Source organism: Psychrobacter pasteurii (assembly GCF_900162815.1).
Lineage (GTDB): Bacteria > Pseudomonadota > Gammaproteobacteria > Pseudomonadales > Moraxellaceae > Psychrobacter > Psychrobacter pasteurii.
Genome location: NZ_FUGD01000114.1, coordinates 1 through 20,160, shown reverse-complemented (window position 1 = coordinate 20,160; position 20,160 = coordinate 1). Strand labels below are relative to the sequence as shown.

Genomic DNA, 20,160 nt, shown 5'->3' with positions numbered 1-20,160 from the left:
GCCTCTGCCAGCTGCGTCATAGACACTAGTGATACCATGCAACCAGTATTTCCTTCTTATGGTATAGACGCTTCTAGGGTTATAGCCAAAGTTCTCTGCTACGGTCGCTATAGGATGACCTTGACTCAGTTGATGCAGCATGAGCAGTCTGATTCGCGCTCTGGCCTTGCCTTCTGTTTTAGATAATTGCAGAAAATCGTGGTCTGTGAGTTTATGATTTCTAGGGGTTTTTTTCGGCATATGATTCTATTATGTTGTTGAGTTGGTTATATTGTATATTATTTTGTGGAATTGGTATAAGTTTTTTCACTGGTATATACGCAGTGCATACTTTGAATTAAAAAAATAGCATTAACTACCGCAATCATTGTTGCTAGTTGTTGTTTTGGAGAATTGTATGAAAGTTAAGCTAACTAAGACGTTTATAGATAACGTTCAGGTATCTGAAAAAGGCCGTGACATTTACACAGACGAAACTATGAAAGGTTTTGCTTTATATGTTGGTGTAACTGGTAAGCGATATATATTAAACAGGCGTATCAACGGCAAACTACATCGTGACCTGGTTGAAGAGGTGCCGCTGATCACATTAACGGCCGCACGTGAAAAAGCTGCAGCTATGATGGTCAACATTCGCAAGGGTCTTGATCCTTACCACGGCTTACATGAGAATGTGGCCAAAGCAGAAGATGATGATACACCTAAAGCCCCTACTTTGCTTGAGGCTTACAATTATTTCAAGGAAATGAAATCAGAGCTTGCAGAAGGAACGATCAGAACGTATGACAGACAAATATTAGGCAACCTTAGCGACTGGCTTGATAAACCGCTTAATGATATAACCAAGGCGATGATTAGCGAGAAGCACAAGAAGTTGAGCGAACGAAGCAAGGCTCAAGCCAATGCAACTATGAGAGCGTTAAGATCAGTTTGGAATTATTGTAGGGATAGCTTCTTAGACGAGAACGAAGATTTTATAATAAAAGAGCAGCCTATTAAGATACTTAATGCTAAGAAGGACTGGAACAATATCAAACCTCGAACCAGACACGTATCTGAAGAACATCTAGGTCAATTCTTTAAGACACTAATAAATTACACTGATAGAAGCTCGCACATGCAATCACCGCATAGTAACAATGCTCGTGATCTTATGCTGATGTTTATGCTTACTGGTGTCAGACTTAACGAAGGCCAAAATCTTGAATGGTCAGACGTTGATCTTGATAATGGAAGTATAGTGTTTAAAGACACAAAAAATGGATCTGACTATGACATGCCACTGGGTAAAATACTCACTGCTATACTTAAAGAGCGCAAGAGATTGAGCTATGGTAGCCCCTGGGTGTTCCCAAGTAGCCAGGCTAATACAAATGGCCCGATAACCGATTTAACACGCAGCTATAAGCGTATCGGTGAAATAAATGGAATGTATATCACGCCCCATGATTTAAGACGTACTTTTGGTACCGTGGCTAACAGCTTGAATATCAACTACCCCGTATTAAAGCGGCTGCTAAATCACCGCGAAGCTAAATCAACGGATGACGTTACCCTACAGTACGTGCAAGTATCACAGAAGCAGCTTAGAATGGCTTTAAACCAGGTTGAGCAGCTATACTGTAATCAGGCTGGCATGACACAAGATGAAGTGATTAGCAGGCTTATAAAGAATAGTGCTATCAGTGCATAGTTATGTTATTGGATTGCTTACTTAAGACATAATCCAACCTGTCAGGAGAGTTTTTTTAAGGTCACATGTCAATCATGTGACCTTTTTGAATTCTTAACAGTTTAGTGCTGATATCCCAAGTGTCAGCTCCTGAAGTAGTGACCCCTGCCGTCAAATCCGTACACCTAAACTTGGGAGATTTTAATTACGCAGCCTGACGGTAGAAATCAACCCAAACCTGTCTTGGCGATCTCATACCTAAACTCTGCTGAATCCTGACTTGATTGTAATCTAACTCGATATATTTAATGATACTGTTGATTGCTTCAAATCGAGTTTTATAATGATGATGATATACCAGCTCATTCTTTAAGACGCCCCAGAAGCTCTCTATTGGCGCGTTATCATAGCAGTTGCCTTTAGCACTCATAGATCCTTTAAAACCGTATTTACTGATGATTGTGCGATAATCATCGCTACAGTACTGGCTACCTCTATCTGAATGTACAATAAGCCCTTGGCTAGGTCGTTTATCCTTGATTGCTTTATTTAAGGCTCTACAGGCTAAATCTGCTTTCATGCGTTTATCGATAGCGTAGCCAACCAATTCTTTGGTATACAAGTCTTTGACGCCTGCTAAATAAAGCCAGCCCTCATCTGTCCAGATGTAGGTGATATCACTGACCCACGCACAATTAGGACGATTAACGCCAAATTGTTGTTTAAGCAAATTAGGATAGACTCGCTTGTTATGATCTGAGTCCGTTGTCACTTTAAAGCGCTTATGACGTCTACATTTGATGTCATATTCTTCCTTGATACTACGTACCATATACTTGCTGACATCGTGCCCTTGTTCACTTAAATGTGCGTGTAGACGCTGATAACCATATCGCTCTTTAGTCTCACTGTGAGCAGCTTTAATAAGTAGCTCACAGCGGTTACGATGTATTTGCTGAGCGCTGATATCACGCTTGGTCCAGTCATAGTAGCTTGATGGTTTGATATCAAAGGTTTTGCACATAGCTGTGATACTGAATTGAGTCTTGTGATGGTCAATAAAGGCGTACCTTACTGACCGTCACTTCGGGCATAGCCCTTCGCCTTGCGTCGCTAAAACAGTTTCCCAGACTATTTTTTAACGCTCCTCATTCGCAAAGTACGCCGTGGCCTTTTTTAATATTTCACGCTCTTCTTGCGCTGTTTTTAGTTCACGTTTTAAACGCTTAATTTCCTCAAGGGCTGAAACAAGCTCTGGATCGTACTGCTTAGTACCTTTGAGCTTACCTTGATTAGCTTTCCGTTGCCAATTAGCTAGCGTTTGCATTGGTAGCCCTAACTGCCTTGCTGTGGCACTGACATTGCCACCATTATTTTCTATTGCTTTGACCGCTTCTGCTTTAAATTCTTCACTATATCTCTTAACTTTCTTTGTCATGGCAAACTCCTATTTGTCTTCTTTAGTTTACCAAGTTTTTGTCTACGGTTTTTTCAGCATACATCATAGAGTTAGGGGTAATGTTTACTAGCCGATTGATAGCACTTGATATAATACTGCGATTTAAACTCCTCAATCTCTTGCTCTTTGTATTCATCTGAAAAGTGACGCTGAATACCAAACGCATTAATCACCATACCTTCCATTAGCTTCGAGAACAAGTCAGCATTCCTTCCCTCTAAACGTTCTGTAAGCGCAATCATCTCAGCTGACGAGTATCCTTCTTGTCTAGCCCACATAATTACTTCTGCCATTTTTGATATACTCACACATAAATCTGTAGGCTTTGCATTAGATGTGACACTCATGAGACTAAATACAATAATCAATAATATTCTTTTCATTGAGAGCACCTTTGTCAGTTTAACAATTAATATCTAAAAAACGAATGAGCTTGAAACGGATCCTATTTGTAGTTCCAAATACAGTACTTAGGATAGCTCTGCAACGTCTTAACTGCCCTAGGATTCCCTTCGATAGCACTTTTAGCTAACTGCCCACACTTAGATGCAGGCTTTTTAGTGTAGTACTGAGCAACATTATCTGAAAAAGCTGATGACAATCCCATTTCATATCTGAACTTTATGCTTGAGTACTGATAGCTAGAACCTAGCGCAGATTGTTTATTTAGTCCTAAAGTTTCCTTAATACCTTCAACTTCAGATCTTTTTACATATCCGTAATCAATCCAAGACTCTGCAACGTCTGTTTTGCCTTTGCAAAGCTCACTAATAATAGTTTCATGATAGCGGTTAAAGTAGTTCCCAGGTAGGCGAGCTTCTATCGCAAGTTGCTCAATATTCTCATGATAGTTTTTATTACCATAGCTAACGTCATTACAAGTCAGCATAGCATTAGCCGCGTTGGCTATTAGCGCTATTCCAAATGACATACCCATGGTAATTAAATTTTTGGTTATACTCACTGTTATCCCCTACTTCTTATTCTTTGAGTCTCTCAGACTCATGATACGTATATGACCATCAAGATTAATATTACATCCTGGTTAATATAGTTTTTGATGTAAATTTAAGATAGTCCGCTACTATATGATACATTTGTATTAGAATAGAAGATATAAAGCACCACTATAAAATAATATAAATTATAAACTTAATATGCTGGCAAGATAAGGATGCAGAATAATGGCTGGTTTAGATAAGTTAGCGCTTAGTGAAGCAGATATCATCAGTAAGTTTATATTACCTGCAGTCAAAGATACGGGCTGGGATGATATGACCCAGATTCGTGAAGAGGTTAAGCTTCGTGATGGTAAGGTAATTGTTCGTGGTCAGATGGCTGTGCGTAAGACCGTTAAATCTGCCGATATAGTCCTTTATCATAAGCCAAACTTGCCACTGGCAGTCATTGAGGCCAAAGCTAATAAGCACCCTATGGGTAAAGGGATGCAGCAAGCCTTAGACTATGCCAACCTTTTGCAAGCGCCTTTTGTATTCTCATCAAATGGTGATGGCTTTATCTTTCATGATAAGACCAGCACAACTGCTATTGAAACCGAAATCGGATTAAACGACTTTCCCTCGCCAGCCGAGCTATGGAATAAGTACTGTGCGTGGAAAGGCTTTACCCAGGCCCAGCTGCCTATCGTTACTCAAGACTATCACGATGATGGAAGTGGCAAGACCCCGCGTTATTACCAGCTACAAGCCATTAACAAAACCATTGAAGCCATCTCTAAAGGTCAAGATCGTATCTTATTGGTTATGGCGACCGGTACCGGTAAAACTTATACCGCTTTCCAAATTATCTGGCGGTTATGGAAGTCGCGTGCCAAGAAGCGCATCCTATTCTTAGCAGATAGAAACATATTGGTCGATCAGACGCTAATCAATGACTTTCAGCCGTTTGGTACAGCAATGACCAAAATTACTAACCGTATTGTTGACCCTGCCTATGAGATACATCTAGGGCTATATCAAGCGCTTACTGGTCCTGAAGAGAGTCAGAAAGCTTATAAGCAAGTCGAGCCTGACTTTTTTGATTTGGTGGTCATTGACGAGTGTCACCGTGGCAGTGCTGCTGAAGACAGTGCTTGGCGTGAGATTCTTGAGTACTTTAGTAGCGCCACTCAGATTGGTCTGACTGCAACGCCTAAAGAGACTGAAGATGTGTCAAACACTCACTACTTTGGTGAGCCTATCTATGTGTATAGCTTAAAAGAAGGTATCGAAGACGGGTTTTTGGCGCCATACAAAGTTATTCGTGTTGATCTTGATGTTGACCTATTGGGATGGCGCCCCACTGCTGGTCAGACGGATAAATACGGTGAGTTAATTGAAGACCGTGTCTATAACCAAAAAGACTTTGACCGCACTTTAGTTATTGATGATCGCACACAGCTGGTCGCCCAAACCATCACCAGCTACCTTGAGCGTACCGACCCTATGGCAAAGACCATTGTGTTTTGTAATGACATTGATCATGCAGAACGAATGCGACAGGCTTTAATTAACTGTAACCCTGAGCAGGTTAAAAAGAATGAAAAGTATGTCATGCGCATCACTGGAGATGACAATATAGGCAAAGCACAACTGGACAACTTTATTAATCCCAAACGCCCCTATCCAGTTATCGCAACTACTTCAGAGCTGATGACAACCGGTGTCGATGCACAAACGTGTAAACTTATCGTCCTCGATCAGAACATCAAGTCGATGACTAAGTTTAAGCAAATTATTGGTCGTGGTACGCGTATCAATGATAAGTACGGTAAGCTGTGGTTTACCATTATGGACTTCAAAAAGGCCACTGAGCTGTTTGCTGATGAGCGATTTGACGGTATTCCTGAACGTATTATGACTGTGACCTCTGGCGATGTGACAGAAGGTAGTGAAGATATAGATGCATTCATTCATGATGTGCCCGATGGCGCCGATGATATCACTTCTGATTCAGACTTTGAGTCGGACGAAGGTGTTGAGTATCCTACTTTCGGCGGCAGCTCAGACCCGTTTGGGTCCACAGACACTGAGACCAATGAGCCTGCAAAAAAATATCATGTGCAGGGTATCCCAGTTCAAATCATTGCTCAGCGTATCCAATATTATGATGCCGATGGCAAGCTGGTGACTGAGTCATTTAAGGACTATACACGTAAGACATTTACCAAGCAGTTTGCAAGTATGGATGACTTTATCAAGCGCTGGAATGAAGCCGACCGTAAGCAGACAGTGATAGACGAGCTGGCCAATGCCGGTATCATTTGGGAAGCGCTACAAGAAGAGGTCGGACAAGATATGGACCCCTTCGATATGATTTGTCATGTGGTGTTTGATCAGCCGCCTTTGACCCGTCAAGAGCGTGCGAACCAAGTCAAAAAGCGCAATTACTTTACTAAGTATTCCGAAACAGCGCAGACGGTACTCAATGCGCTGCTGGATAAGTATGCCGATGCCGGTGTCAGTGAGATTGAAAGTCTAAACGTGCTCAAAGTTCAGCCCTTAGATGAGCTGGGTACACCGATGGAAATTGTCAAAAATGGCTTTCTAAGGTAGTCTGCTCAACAGTGGACCAGTTACTACCTTCTAAATTAACAGTATCATCACTACCACCCTTCACATAGATAGCAGAATCAACATCTTCTACTGCTACATTTAAGGTGTTAGCGCCAGTACCATTAATATCTATGACATCAGGTTGCATAATATCGGCTAGACTAATCATCTGATCTGCACCCTCAAAGCTTAGAACATCATCCTCTTCGGCTGAGGTAGCTAACAAGGTATCTGGAAGGTAAACCGTATCTTCAGTATTAATACTGTAGTTGGCAACCTTACCACTTACTGCTGCTTGCCACTCAATACTATCCAAAAGCTCATCAATATCAGTAGCGTTCACTTTAAGCAGATCCTCAAACTCAGAGTTACCATTACGATCAACCATGAGCACACCGTTTTCATACTTTAAGTAACTACCGATGTTACTGGCTGTTTGATTACCATCAAGTAAGCCGGTGATATCGATCTTATCACCTTGAGTAGCATCAAAGTCTGCCCAGGTGTCAACACCATTGTTACCGTTACCGCCTTCATCAGTGCCACCGAGGTTATTAAAGACAAGTGTATCAGCGCCCTCACCCATGATGAACTTATCGTCTGCAGCAGAGCTGATCACCACATCATCATACTTCGAACCGGTGACATTCATACCAGCATTGAATGTTAGTTTAGCGCTGTCACTGGAACCGGCAATGGAAATCAGCTTGTAGTCAAACACGTCTACACCATAGGAATCACCATGGGTGGTGTATATGTAAGAGCCATCTTGCTGCACCACTAAGGTGCCGTACTCGCCTTCAATGGTAATAAACTTATACAGGTTATTATCAAACTGCCCATTCACCACGATATCTAATGGCTTACCGTTCACCTCAATGTGGGCCAACTCGGCAATGCCTGAGCCTTCTTTATAGGTGTCGTTATCAAGCAAGCTACCTTCTTCCACTATAGTGTTGGCTTGTTCTGCTTGGAACTGATCTAAAGTTGTGATCGTGCCTTGCAAACTCAAATCGTAGCGTACTGTATTGGCGAGACGTGGATCAATGATCACTTCAACACGGTACTGTCCCTCGGTTAAGCTCCAGCTCAGCTCGCCTTGTTCGCCATTAACATTTGGCGTATAGGTTTTAATCGCTTTACCTGTGACCACGTCAATCAGACGAATCACAAACTCATCTGCGCGCTCTCCAAACGGGTTTAGGTTATAGTTTAAGGTTAAGTCATAGACTTGGTTAGCCTGCACCTCAATCAAGTTTGAACTGTATGTTGAATTGCCTGAGCCGGTTTTGGTGCCACTGGCCTCCCAGCCTCCGTAGGCTTCTTGGTTATCTAAGCCAAAGCGCGCATCACCGAAGTCATCGTTAGCTTGAACGTTGTTGATCACAATGTTCAAGGTGGAGTTATACAGCTTGTTATCAGCACCAAGAATGCTGTAGCTGAAGGTTTCCATGTTACCGATGTCTTTATAAGCGATGTTTTGGTACAACTCATAGCTGTAACTGCCATCGGCATTAATGGTCAGTGTGCCATATTGGCCTTGGATGATATTGTTACCCTCAGCCAATGGTTCACCATCCACACTGTACACCACAGCACCTTCATCCAGCCCAAGATCAGTTTCGACCTTAGCGTTGGTTTGTTCGTACTCGTACAATTTGTCTTCACGAATGCGCAACGTGGTTGACGGAATCACATTCACGCCACCTGTGGTAGGTACCAATACCGCTTTGTATTCACCTTCATCAAAGCGGAAGGTTTTATCCTCAGAAGTGCGTCCCGCACCCACCACAACGCCTACAATACCAAACCAGTTTTCTTCGATGGTATACAGCTGCCAGAAATCACCGTTAGCAGTGGTTTCCTTTTTGTAAATCACTAAATCTACAGGCGAGTAACCCAGTGCTACTGGTGCACCACCGTTGGCCCAGAAAGTTACATCGCGCACTTGGTTTTCACCAACCTTGATTTCTAAACCGTTTTCAATCGCAATTAAGCCAATGTCAGCGATACCTAAACCCACACCGAGAATGTCTGCCCAAGTTTTAGAGCTCAATTTATCTTTAGCTGGTATGTCGATCTCTTTAGCTTCAGGTTTCATATCAAGCCATACAGTGCTGTCAGGTACTAAGTTGCTGGGTTTGTCCACTAAATTAATGGTTAAATCAGCACTTGAGCTGTCACCTGTCTTACTGTTGGTAATGGTGTAGGTGACTTTTTCTTGCGCACCAAACTTAGGATTAGCACCCTCGTTAAGCTTATAGGTGTAGTTACCTTTAGCAGACATGGTTAAGGTGCCGTGCGCCAATTGAATGACAGTGGAGCCTACCGCAGGTACATCAACCTCATGAGTGCCTTTATCATTTTCATACGTGATTTTAGTGATACGGGTGTTGTCTGGCTCATCGATTTGATCTTTACCACTCAGATCAAGATCGGTTATCACGTTACCTTGGTGCACCCCAGACACACTTTCGTACTCGTTGTAATCCATTACGGTATCTTTTCTCACTTCTAAGCGAGTACCACCAATCACTTTTACACCGGCTTTAGCGCTTAGCATGATGTGGTATTTACCCGGTTCGGTAATGCTAATTTCACCGGTTTTAGTTTGACCTAAGAGTGGCACTGTAAACCAGTCGTCATACACATCATAGAACTTGGTGTTGCCGTAAGCATCTTCTTTGTAAATGATTAAATTATAGGTATCACCAATGGAGACGCCGCCGCCGCCAGCAAAAAGTTCCAATACGCGCTCGGTGCCTTCGGCAACATTTAACTCAATGGCGTTATTAGCAAAGTCGAGTACACCAGCATCAGCCACACCACCTAGGCCCGCAGAAACCACGCCAAAGCTGTCGACTTTTTGGCCAGCAATAGTTTCGCTTTCAGTAGCTTCACGCTTGGTAGCAACAATATCGAGGACTAGCTCTTCGGTATTGTCTACTGCTGCAAGAAGGCTATTCTCAACCACACTAACCCGACCATTTAAGATGCTTCCTTCACTAATGTTACCGCTAACATCTGTTTGCTTAGCAAGAACTTCGCCCTCGGTGTAGGTACCCACCGGTAATATAAAGCTATCTCCTTCACCATCCATCCAAGTAGCACCACCATCGATGGAGTACTGCCAGGTAGCACCTTCTTCAAGGCCGTTTACATTTACTGTGCCATCTTTGGTGATGCCATCACCTGGAATACCGGTGTCGTCGGCCAATTCTAACAGTGGCGCAGGCGCTGTAGTATCAACCGTTACTGCCCCTAAGCTAGCGTTATCACTGGTGTTACCCGCTGCATCCGTTTGGCGTACAACTACCTTGCCATCAGCATACTTACCTTCTGGTAAATCAAAGCTGTTGCCTGTACCTTCGATCCAAGTGTCACCACCGTCGGTGGAGTACTGCCAGGTAGCACCTTCTTCAAGGCCGCTTACCAATACAGTGCCATCTTTGGTGATGCCATCGCTGTCACTCAGACCGGTGTCATTTTCCAACGCTAGGGTTGGTGCTTGTGCTGTGGTATCCCCTGTCACTTTGGTTGGATCAGACTCATTACCTTTGTCATCTGTCGCTGTCACGTCAACTTCTTGACCATCAGCAACAGCAGGATCTGTGGTGATTTCATACTCACCTGTCTCTGAATCAGCAATTGCTTCACCAATCACATTACCTTCAGGGTCAGTAACGGTAACCGTTGAACCTGGCTCAGCGCTACCTTTGATAATGGTGCCATCAGGCTGACCATCACCATCTGTATCGACGTTGGTCACCTCGGTCACTGTCGGTGCTTCAGGCGCTGTGGTATCCCCTGTCACTTTGGTTGGATCAGATGTGTTACCCGCTGAATCTTTAGCAGTGACGTCATAGTCTTGACCGTCTTCTAAACCACCTTCCACGACAATTTCAAACTTGCCATCTTCACCAACGGTGCCACTACCAACTACGTCGCCTGTGGTTGGGTTTTTCACTTCAACCGTGCTGCCTGGCTCGGCAGTTCCCGTAATGGTAGTGCTTTCTACATTACCAGTATCATCAAAGTTGTTGGTGATGTCTTCGATCACAGGTGCTTCAGGCGTTGTGGTATCAACCTGACCTACATCCTCTGTTAGTATCTCTGATTCATTACCTGCTGGGTCTTTGATGTTGGCATCAACCGTTAGCGTCTTACTTTCTTCAGGCGCTGGCACTTTAACGGTGACTTCACCTTTGGTTTTGTCTTCCTCTGTAAGCTCTTGTTCTTTACCATTAACTACAACGGTATAGCCAGCTTTGGCATCATCTGGCAGGCCAACAATGACATCAACATTACCTTGCTCGTCAATTTCATCTTTGGTAATAAAGTCATCGCCATTACCTACAGTAATACCAGTCGGCTTACCAGGCGCTTTTTTAATAATAACAGGATATGTAGAATTCCCGTACTTATCCCGAGCAGTCGCTGAGATCTCTTCACCATTTAATAGTGGTTTATAAATATTTTTTGAGAAGCTCCCATTCTTGTCTGCTTTAAGTGTGTAATCTATTGTTCCATTATTATTAATATCAATATCAACAAACGCGTAGGGTTCGGTTGTACCACTGATAGTATATCCATTTTCTGCTATCTCGATTGAAAGTGAGTCGGGAGCAGTAAAATCTCCACCCTTAGCGATATCCCTACCCTCAATTGATTTTGTACCGTCTTGATACTCAACATGAGCCTTAACAGCAGTTAAAACACCTTCTTTAGGTGCAGGAGCTTCTACAATAATACCTACATCAACCATTTCTTGCGTGACAGGGTATTCAACACCATTCACGACTAGAGTATCGCCAACAGTTGTTTTAGGTGGAAGAATTACAGACACAAGCATATTGCCCGCATCGTTAATATCTGTGTTGTCAACAGAGCCGTCATCGCCTTCAAGGATATTTACAACTGGCTTGTTTGTACCATCAGCACCGTCTTGACCTTTTAAAGACTCTAGGAACTCTTCAAAAGTACCTTCAAACAAACCCTCTTTTAAAGCTTGTTCATAAGCAGACAAACCAGCATCACCCTTGTCACCCTTATCGCCTTTTTCACCTTTCAGTGAAGCGATGAAGTCTTCTAGGGTTTTGTTCTCGTTACCCTCAATTGATTGCCAGATCTCTAGGGCAGACTTACCGTCTTCGCCTTTTAGACCATCTTTACCGTCTTTACCTGTAATAGATTCGATAAAGTCTTCAACAGTCTTATCTTCGTTGCCTTCGATAGATTTCCAAGCATCAAATGCAGACTGGCCATCAGCACCATCTTTACCATCAGCACCGTCTTTACCAGTGATTGATTGTAGGAAGTCTTCTAAGGTCTTATCTTCGTTGCCTTCGATAGACTGCCATACTTCAAATGCAGACAAACCAGCATCACCCTTGTCACCCTTATCGCCTTTTTCACCTTTATCGCCAGAACTTCCGCTGGCTGCTGCCGCTAATCCAATAGCCCCAGCGCCAACTAACCAAGGCATGATGCCATAGCTTGAATCTTCTCCTGCTCCAACCCACCAAGGCGTAGATCTTGCAGCGCCTCCTAAAGCATGCCCTTCTACTGCACCCTCTGGCATTATTGTCAGGTAGTCAGCGTACTCACCTGAATCTGGCGTATAGTAATAATAACTTCCATTTTCAGCTAGCCCAATTAACTGACTCTCAGAGTGCTCATAAAATCCTTCAATAATAAGATCTGGCGTCTCAATATCTTCATCAAATGATACCTGTAAATCTTGATTTACACGTTTGGTTATTAAATGATGAGGTGCATGCCCAGTTGACTCATCTACAGGCTCATAATTAACCTGTTTCATAGCTTTAATGACAGTAGGCTGTCCATCTTTAGTAGTAATAGCTACATTGGCAACATTTTGAGCTTGATTGTGTACTTTAATGGTAATAGCACTCATGGCAATCATCCTAATAAATAGTCTTTATAAACAGTAATATTTTAAATGTCTTTCAAACAATTCTACTGAGTAATAATAGCAACCACTCTTCTGTTATTTAGCCTTCCAGCCTCCGTCTCATTTGTATCAATTGGCTTAGTTTCACCATAACCAACCGTACTTAACCTTTCGGCATCAATAGCATAACTTTTCACTAAAACAGTCTTTACCTTTTCAGCACGAATTTTTGATAATTTTTGATTATAGGCATCAGATCCAACGCTATCGGTATGGCCCTCTAATATCACATCTGCCTTAGGATATGAATTAATAAAATTAGCAAGCCCTTCAAACTTTGAATAATTGTTATCAGCTACAGTGTCTGTATTAAAATTAAAGTTTACTGAGTACGCGATAGGCCTCTCAGACTGCTCAGCAACCATTTTGATAACAGGCTTTTCAATAACGGTAGGCTCAGTATCACATACCATAGAAACCCGGCTAATCTGATAAGATTGACGTAGCATGGTAGATAGTTGAGCAATAGCATTTTGAGGCGCTACTTGCTCAATAATAGGCTGATTTAGTGCTGAAAGACTGACCTTGAAGTACGTCGTCTGTTGGGCGGGAAGGTTATAAATATTAGATGATGAACTCACCTTCTCATTATCAAGCATAAGACTTGTAACTTTAATATTCTGTTGTCCACTACACACCACAACATCAGAATAATAATTGCCCTTTAAGCTTGCTTGAAACATATTGTCCGGACCAATCTGTAAATATATTGGCCCACCTTGCTTGCTATCTGCTGAGTCTCTAAAAAATACCACTCGGCTAAGACTGGACCCTAAAACTGTCTCATCAAGGCTCTCAAATAGCCGTCCTTTTTTGTCCCAACTGACTTTTTGCTTAGCAAGTTGTTGCTCGGGGTTTTGTAGCTCATAGCTACTTTGTAAACTCTGACAGCCGATTAAGCCAGTTGTTAGAAATAGCGTACCAACTAACACAAAAGTCTTATTAAACATGAAGCCTATTCCAAAAAATAAGGCTCAAGTCTGTTAGCATATAGCCTTTATAAAAAAGCCATCCTATCAGCCTTGTAGCCTTGTAGCCTTGTAGCCTTGTACAAATAGAAAATAATAGAGAGAAGTCTGCCATCTAATACTTCTTTCAAACTAAGATACATATTTAATACTTTACCTACATAATTATAACATTAACATTATGTAGTTTCATTAACTATTTATATGTATCAGGGCAATCGCACTACAAATTAATTTTAGCTACATTTTAATTAATTATTGACCTTTTACAGATGTTATCACCAACTTTCGGACGCAAATAACAAAAACACGAGATATATAAAAATATTTTAGTTATAGTTTCTAACTATTTAATCCTTTTAGTTTAGATAATCTAATTTAAAGCAGCTATTTTCTATAGTGCGATTGCCCTGTTATGTGTATATGAACTTTATGAATACATAAACTTATTCGGTAGGAAATTAGGTCACAAGTCAATTGATTGCGCTAGCATGTCATGATATGACACCTGCTGAGTACAGGCAGGTGGCTTAGTTATTCTACGATGATGTTGTGTTAAGAATGGGGTATTTACACTGTTGCATGCTAGGAATTAATTTTTCAAATTTATTGGGTGTAGCTATCTACCCTTAATTTCTAATGGTCCAAAATGTCAATTTAGCTTATCCGATAAATCGGCTATTTATCATCTATATACACTCCTAAATACAGAAAGTAACGGCAATTATAATACTAGCTTTCCTAGCTGAGCAGAGTAATATTGGGGTTTGAAGAGATTGAGTTTTTAGAGGAAAATTTATCTTTTGAAAACGAGCTCATTAACTAAGTTTGTAGGCTTAGTTTTTTTTGTTTATCAAGAACGTGAGTTTTGTAATCAAACTTAAAATTAATGTTGGTATATCCGTTGGTATAAAGATAAAACGAAAATAATAACGCTATATAATTCAATAGCTTATAGTTTTAATGTGGTTGATACTGGGCCCACCATATTTTAATTCAAGGCTTACCGTAGCATTCGGCAAGCCTTTTTTTATGGGCGTTTAAAATATGCCTAAGTATCGAACTCACCATTTTTTATACTCTTAGGTAGGTTGCTGAAAACTGTGGGTTGAAGTAGATTATATTAAATAAGCTATAGCACACTATAATCAATGCAAAAGCAGCCTTATTGCTAAGAGAACACTATGCTAAAAATATCTGAAAATAATTTTTATACAGGTGATAAGTCACCACTCTTTACTGCGAGTCTAGCTAAGACAATAAGAGAGTTTCACTCTCAAATTGATGGTTACCAACCTACACCTCTAGTTTCACTCCCACGATTAGCAGAGAAGCTCGGTGTCAAATCTATTTTAGTAAAGGATGAATCTCATCGCTTTGGACTTAACGCCTTCAAAGTCTTGGGTGGCTCTTATGCTTTAGGAAGCTTATTGGCTGAGTACATCGATACTGATATATCAGAGATTGATTTAAAAACAGTGTCCTCTAAGCTCGACAAACCATTAACTTTTACAACTGCAACAGCTGGAAACCATGGTACGGGCGTAGCATGGGCAGCAAGAGAAATGGGTCAAAAAGCTGTCGTATATATGCCCAGAGGATCATCTAATATCAGTGTTGATCGGATTCGTGGTCTTGGTGCTGAGTGTATTATGACTAACGTCAACTATGATGATACGGTCCGTCTAGCAAATCAGACAGCCGAAGAAAATGACTGGGTCCTTGTTCAAGATACAGCATGGGATGGATATACAAAAATTCCCACTTGGATTGCTCAAGGCTATATGACCATGGCTGATGAAGCTATCGAACAATCATGGGACGACTACAACGAAAAGCCAACTCATGTCATGCTTCAAGCTGGAGTGGGTTCAATGGCTGGTGGTGTGCTCGGCTATCTCATCGACAAACTTGGTCCTGGCAACTTCAATACCATCATTACTGAGCCAGAAGCCGTTGATTGTATTTATCGCTCAGGAACGAGTGCACAAGGTGATATCGTAAATGTTACCGGCGATCTAAACAGCATTATGGCAGGTTTAGCATGTGGTGAACCTAACCCAGTAACTTGGCAAGTTTTGAGAGATTGTAGCAACTACTTTGCTTCAGTGGATGACGGTGTTACAGCGACGGGCATGAGAGTACTGGGCAACCCTCTACAAAACGACCCTAAAGTAGTAAGTGGCGAGTCAGGAGCGGTCACACTCGGATTGCTTTATAAGCTCTGTAGCGATGTCTCAAACAAAGCGCTTGTAGAAGAATTAGGATTAAATGAAGATTCCGTAATTTTAGTATTTAGTTCTGAAGGCGATACTAATGCAGATAGATATAGAGATATTGTTTGGGATGCGAAGTACTAATTAGGCTATATAAACCCTTTCATAACTATATCTGTACCTCATATTTTAAAAGCCACCTTTTAACCATTAGGTGGCTTTTGTATTTGAGGACATCAATCATAAATTAACCATGAGTGCTATCCGCCAAAGTATTAAGTATGCCGCACGATTCGGCTAGTGACCCCGTTGTACATTTTTGACGTAGCTCTGTTAGATGCTGCCTTAGATGATTTAGCTGTTCAATCTGCTGCTCAACTGCACGAATGTGCTCATCTAATAAGTTATTTACCTCACTGCATTCCTTATTTGGCGTATCCCAATATCCAAGCAGGGTTCTCACCTCTTCTAACGTCATATCAAGGGTGCGGCAACGAAGTATAAAGTTCAGCCTTTCGACATGACTGTCATTATATAAACGGTAGTTTGACTGACTTCGAAATGGCTCTGGTAAAAGCCCTTCTTTTTCATAATAACGAATCGTCTCTACCGTCGCACCTGTCTTTTCTGCAAGAACACCAATTCTTATTGGTTCAGGTTTTATTGACTCAGCACTTACCATGACCACTCTCCTAATTTATAACGGACAATAATAGCCATTGACCCTATAGCCACTTCAGGGTTCATAATATCATTAATTATAGGGGAGTATTGTATGCAATATCATGTTGATGGTATGGACTGTGCTAGCTGTGTCGGTAAAATTGAATCTGCATTGAGCCGTATGTCTGGCGTGTCTGATGTTCAGTTAAATTTTGCTACTAGAAAGCTTGATTTAACCTTAGACCCTGAGTCTAAGACAACAGCCAAAGATGTCGAAAAGACAATTAAAAGCTTAGGCTTTGACATCACTGAAGTTTCAGAGTCGCACGATGCCTCTAATATGACAGACGACTCACTAGAAGCTCAGCACTGGTGGCAGTCTAAAAAAGGAAAGCAGGTGGTTGTTCTCGGCACTTTGATGAGTGCAGCCTACGTGTTTTCACTTATCTTCCCAAGCTATGGTACTTGGGTTTTTGCGCTTGCCGTTATAATCGGCGTTACTCCCTTTGCCCGTACAGCATGGGCATTAGCCAGGACAGGCACACCTTTTTCAATTGAAATGTTAATGTCAGTGGCTGCTATTGGTGCCCTGATTATTGGTGAAGCAGAAGAAGCGGCCGCCGTTGTCTTTTTATTCTCTGTGGGTGAGCTGTTTGAAAGTGTGGCAGCAGATCGCGCTCGTGCCGGCATTAAGGCGTTAACGAATCTAATCCCTAAAAATGCCATTAGAATTGATCCAGAAGGCAAACATCATGAAGTTGCTGCCTCATCCCTAAAGGTGAACGACCTTATTTTGATTCGTCCTGGCGACAGAGTATCCGCTGATGGTGAGATCACGCAGGGTGAATCAAGCATTGACGACTCCCCTATTACGGGTGAATCGGTGCCTATTCATAAAGCAGTTGGTGATACAGTATTTGCAGGCTCTGTAAACCTTGATGGTGTTATTCAGGTTAAGGTTGAGAAAGCCGCTAAGGACAATACCATCTCGCGCATTATTGAGCTTGTCGAACAGGCTCAAGCCTCTAAAGCACCAACAGCTCGTTTCATTGAGAAGTTTAGCCAATACTATACTCCTATCGTTATGGGTATCGCTGCTCTAATCATTATTGCCCCGCCATTATTTATGGGCGGGGAATGGATGACTTGGCTGTACCGTGGTCTTGCTCTATTACTTATTGCCTGTCCCTGTGCGTTGGTACTGTCTACTCCAGCAGCTATTGCTTCAGGACTTGCTGTTGGTGCTCGGCGCGGTTTACTGATTAAAGGCGGCAGTGCTCTAGAGGTTATTGGTCAAGTCGATACCATTGCCTTTGATAAGACAGGCACTCTAACCGAAGGTGAGCCTAAGGTTACCAACGTTGTTGGATTGACTGAACGATATTTAAGCACTGAGGGCGAGCGTGAGCTACTCGGATTATTTGCTGCTGTTGAATACGGGTCAAGCCATCCCCTAGCCAAAGCTATTGTCGATCATGCCGAGGCCTTTAATGTCGCTATACCCGCTGCTTCAAACTCATACGCAACTGCCGGTAAAGCGGTCCATGCAACGGTAAATCAGCGTACTCTCGCTATCGGCTCTCCTGTTTATGCTGCTAACGAGACCGTCATTGCTGCATCACAGCAAGCACAGATTGAAACGCTCCAAAACGAAGGTAAGACCGTTTCTGTTTTAATTGATGAAGGTAGCCATGAAGTATTGGGGCTAGTTGCCTTACGTGATGAGCTACGAGCAGATTCTAAAGCCGCAATAGCCGAACTTAAAACATTAGGAATACGCTCTGTCATGCTAACAGGTGACAATAAGCTCACCGCTAAAGCACTGGCAAGTGATTTACAAGTAGATTGGGAAGCTGAACTATTGCCAGAAGATAAGCTTAACCTGCTTAGTCGTATGAGAAGCAATAATAAAATAGCCATGGTTGGTGATGGAATTAACGACGCCCCTGCTCTGGCAACGGCTGATGTTGGTATTGCAATGGGCGGTGGCACAGATGTTGCGATGGAAACTGCAGATATTGCGTTGCTAAAAAGTCGTGTTATCGATGTCGTTCATCTGATAAAGCTTTCACGAGCGACTATGAGAAACATCCATCAGAACGTTGTGTTTGCGCTAGGTTTAAAAGGTGTGTTTTTGATTACAACCATACTCGGTATCACAGGATTATGGATCGCTGTTTTAGCCGATACAGGGGCTACGGTTTTGGTAACTCTTAATGCATTACGGCTACTTAGGTTTAAGGGCTCGGATGAGTAAATGAGGCATAAGAGTATCAAAAAAACCTCTTATAAAGAACTAAAAAAACTGCGTTGCCTTTATAGTGAAAGACAACGCAGTTTCATAATAATTAGAGCTTTATTTATCAAAAATTAATCTGATTTACTTCTGGCTTTTTAAGTACTCTAACATAGTATCTGCATCCGACACTTCAAACGGGTCAGTTGGGCAGTTGTCGTCGAAACCAGGCTCGCTAAATACTTTTTTGATTTCTTTATTATCGACATACATCGAATAACGCCATGAGCGCATACCGAAGCCAAGGTTGCTTTTCTCAACTAGCATACCCATTTTACGAGTGAACTCACCGTTACCGTCAGGAAGTAAGAATACGTTTTCACGGCCTTGCTTTAAGCCCCACTGGTACATAACAAAGGCATCGTTAACAGAAACACAAACAACTTCATCAACACCTAGCGCTTTAAATTCATTATAAAGCTCTTCATAGCGAGGTAAATGACTGGTTGAACAGGTTGGTGTAAAGGCACCAGGTAGTGAGAACACAACTACTTTTTTATTGGCAAATAACTCATCTGTGGTTAGATCATACCATTTGAATGGGTTTTCACCACCGATAGATTCGTCACGAACACGAGTTTTAAAAGTTACATCAGGTACATGGGTAATCATTTTTTTCTCCGAGTTAGGTTATTGTGTTTTTGTACTCTACTTTTTTCAGATATATATTAACAGCTATACCAATCCTTGTTCAAATCTTTAAGGTTATCTTTACTATATAAAACATCAAAATATATAAATTATTTTTTAAACTTTACAGGCTATGCTAGCCTCTTTGGCTTTCTCATAAACCGCCTCTCCATCCAAGCCAAGTCCTTCTAGCTCCTCAAGATATCTTTGAGTACCCTCAAGCAAAGGCTCTTTCCAGTTGGCATCATTTAGAGGATCTGGAATATCAATCATAGTATCGCCTTTGTCTCTTGCGGCTGCCATTGCCGCCTCATTACTTTTATCAAAGACTCTAGCAATACGTTTGGATAGTTCGACTCCAGAGTTGTCATCTATGACCTTCTTTAGGTCATCAGGCAGACTATTGTATTTGTCCTTATTCATGGTTATAACGAAGGTAGAGTTATAAAAAGGAATATTTGTGTGATGACTGAGCAGCTCGTCTAACTTAAATGCCTGAATAGGCTGCCAAGTGAATGCTAGTCCATCAATGACGCCACGCTGCAAGGAAGTATAAGTATCACTTGCCGGCATACCTACAGGTGCAGCACCAATAGCATCTATCACATGACTTGCCACCACAGAGAAGGCGAGACTTTCCTAAACTTTGTGTAACTGCTTATAATCCATAGTAAAGGAGAATAAGCAATGACAAAAGAAACAGAACTAAAAAAACTAGCCGAACAAAT

General features: G+C 41.8%; 11 protein-coding genes and 2 pseudogenes. 4 read left to right on the top strand and 9 right to left on the bottom strand.

The window, feature by feature from the left end:
- Positions 1-240: helix-turn-helix domain-containing protein (locus A1232T_RS10240; RefSeq protein WP_143513988.1), on the bottom strand; the 240-nt coding region annotated here is incomplete at its 3' end.
- Between the two features lie 157 nt (positions 241-397).
- Between A1232T_RS10240 and A1232T_RS10235 the strand changes: the two genes are divergently transcribed.
- Positions 398-1,693 (top strand): tyrosine-type recombinase/integrase, encoded by a 1,296-nt coding sequence (locus tag A1232T_RS10235; RefSeq protein WP_077449317.1) that lies wholly within the window; start codon positions 398-400, stop codon positions 1,691-1,693.
- 184 nt (positions 1,694-1,877) lie between these two features.
- On the opposite strand, the pseudogene A1232T_RS10230 reads toward A1232T_RS10235, so the two are convergent.
- The 3 genes and pseudogenes from A1232T_RS10230 to A1232T_RS10215 form a co-directional block, all read right to left on the bottom strand.
- Positions 1,878-3,110: pseudogene (locus A1232T_RS10230) on the bottom strand (IS3 family transposase).
- 71 nt (positions 3,111-3,181) lie between these two features.
- The gene (locus A1232T_RS10220) at positions 3,182-3,439 is read right to left on the bottom strand and encodes a hypothetical protein (RefSeq protein ID WP_143513987.1); all 258 of its coding nucleotides are present in this window, start codon (positions 3,437-3,439) and stop codon (positions 3,182-3,184) included.
- A 137-nt stretch (positions 3,440-3,576) separates the two neighbouring features.
- Complete coding sequence (locus A1232T_RS10215; protein WP_077449314.1) at positions 3,577-4,095, bottom strand: hypothetical protein; 519 nt, start codon at positions 4,093-4,095, stop codon at positions 3,577-3,579.
- A 220-nt stretch (positions 4,096-4,315) separates the two neighbouring features.
- On the opposite strand from A1232T_RS10215, the pseudogene hsdR reads away from it, so the two are divergent.
- Positions 4,316-6,670 (top strand): annotated as a pseudogene (hsdR, locus tag A1232T_RS10210) (EcoAI/FtnUII family type I restriction enzme subunit R); the annotation flags it as partial.
- Here hsdR and A1232T_RS10205 read toward each other — a convergent pair.
- Both A1232T_RS10205 and A1232T_RS10200 read right to left on the bottom strand, forming a co-directional pair.
- Positions 6,663-11,450 (bottom strand): BapA/Bap/LapF family large adhesin, encoded by a 4,788-nt coding sequence (locus A1232T_RS10205; protein ID WP_425272067.1) that lies wholly within the window; start codon positions 11,448-11,450, stop codon positions 6,663-6,665. The pseudogene hsdR and the gene A1232T_RS10205 overlap by 8 nt on opposite strands.
- 1,214 nt (positions 11,451-12,664) lie before the next feature.
- Positions 12,665-13,609, bottom strand: coding sequence for an OmpA family protein (locus A1232T_RS10200; RefSeq protein ID WP_077449311.1), 945 nt, complete (start codon positions 13,607-13,609; stop codon positions 12,665-12,667).
- Between the two features lie 1,202 nt (positions 13,610-14,811).
- Between A1232T_RS10200 and dpaL the strand changes: the two genes are divergently transcribed.
- Positions 14,812-15,987, top strand: a complete 1,176-nt coding sequence (gene dpaL / locus A1232T_RS10195) for a diaminopropionate ammonia-lyase (protein ID WP_077449310.1) — start codon at positions 14,812-14,814, stop codon at positions 15,985-15,987.
- A 103-nt stretch (positions 15,988-16,090) separates the two neighbouring features.
- On the opposite strand, the gene cadR is transcribed toward dpaL, so the two are convergent.
- Positions 16,091-16,525, bottom strand: a complete 435-nt coding sequence (gene cadR / locus A1232T_RS10190; RefSeq protein ID WP_077449309.1) for a Cd(II)/Pb(II)-responsive transcriptional regulator — start codon at positions 16,523-16,525, stop codon at positions 16,091-16,093.
- A 93-nt stretch (positions 16,526-16,618) separates the two neighbouring features.
- On the opposite strand from cadR, the gene A1232T_RS10185 reads away from it, so the two are divergent.
- Positions 16,619-18,763, top strand: a complete 2,145-nt coding sequence (locus tag A1232T_RS10185) for a heavy metal translocating P-type ATPase (RefSeq protein WP_077449308.1) — start codon at positions 16,619-16,621, stop codon at positions 18,761-18,763.
- A gap of 123 nt (positions 18,764-18,886) precedes the next feature.
- Here the strand turns inward: A1232T_RS10185 and A1232T_RS10180 are convergent, their stop codons facing one another.
- Positions 18,887-19,414: a peroxiredoxin gene (locus tag A1232T_RS10180; RefSeq protein WP_077449307.1), complete on the bottom strand. Its 528-nt coding sequence runs from the start codon at positions 19,412-19,414 to the stop codon at positions 18,887-18,889.
- Between the two features lie 135 nt (positions 19,415-19,549).
- Positions 19,550-20,038 (bottom strand): TRAP transporter substrate-binding protein DctP, encoded by a 489-nt coding sequence (gene dctP, locus A1232T_RS10175; protein WP_244152451.1) that lies wholly within the window; start codon positions 20,036-20,038, stop codon positions 19,550-19,552.
- Positions 20,039-20,160 lie beyond the last annotated feature (122 nt).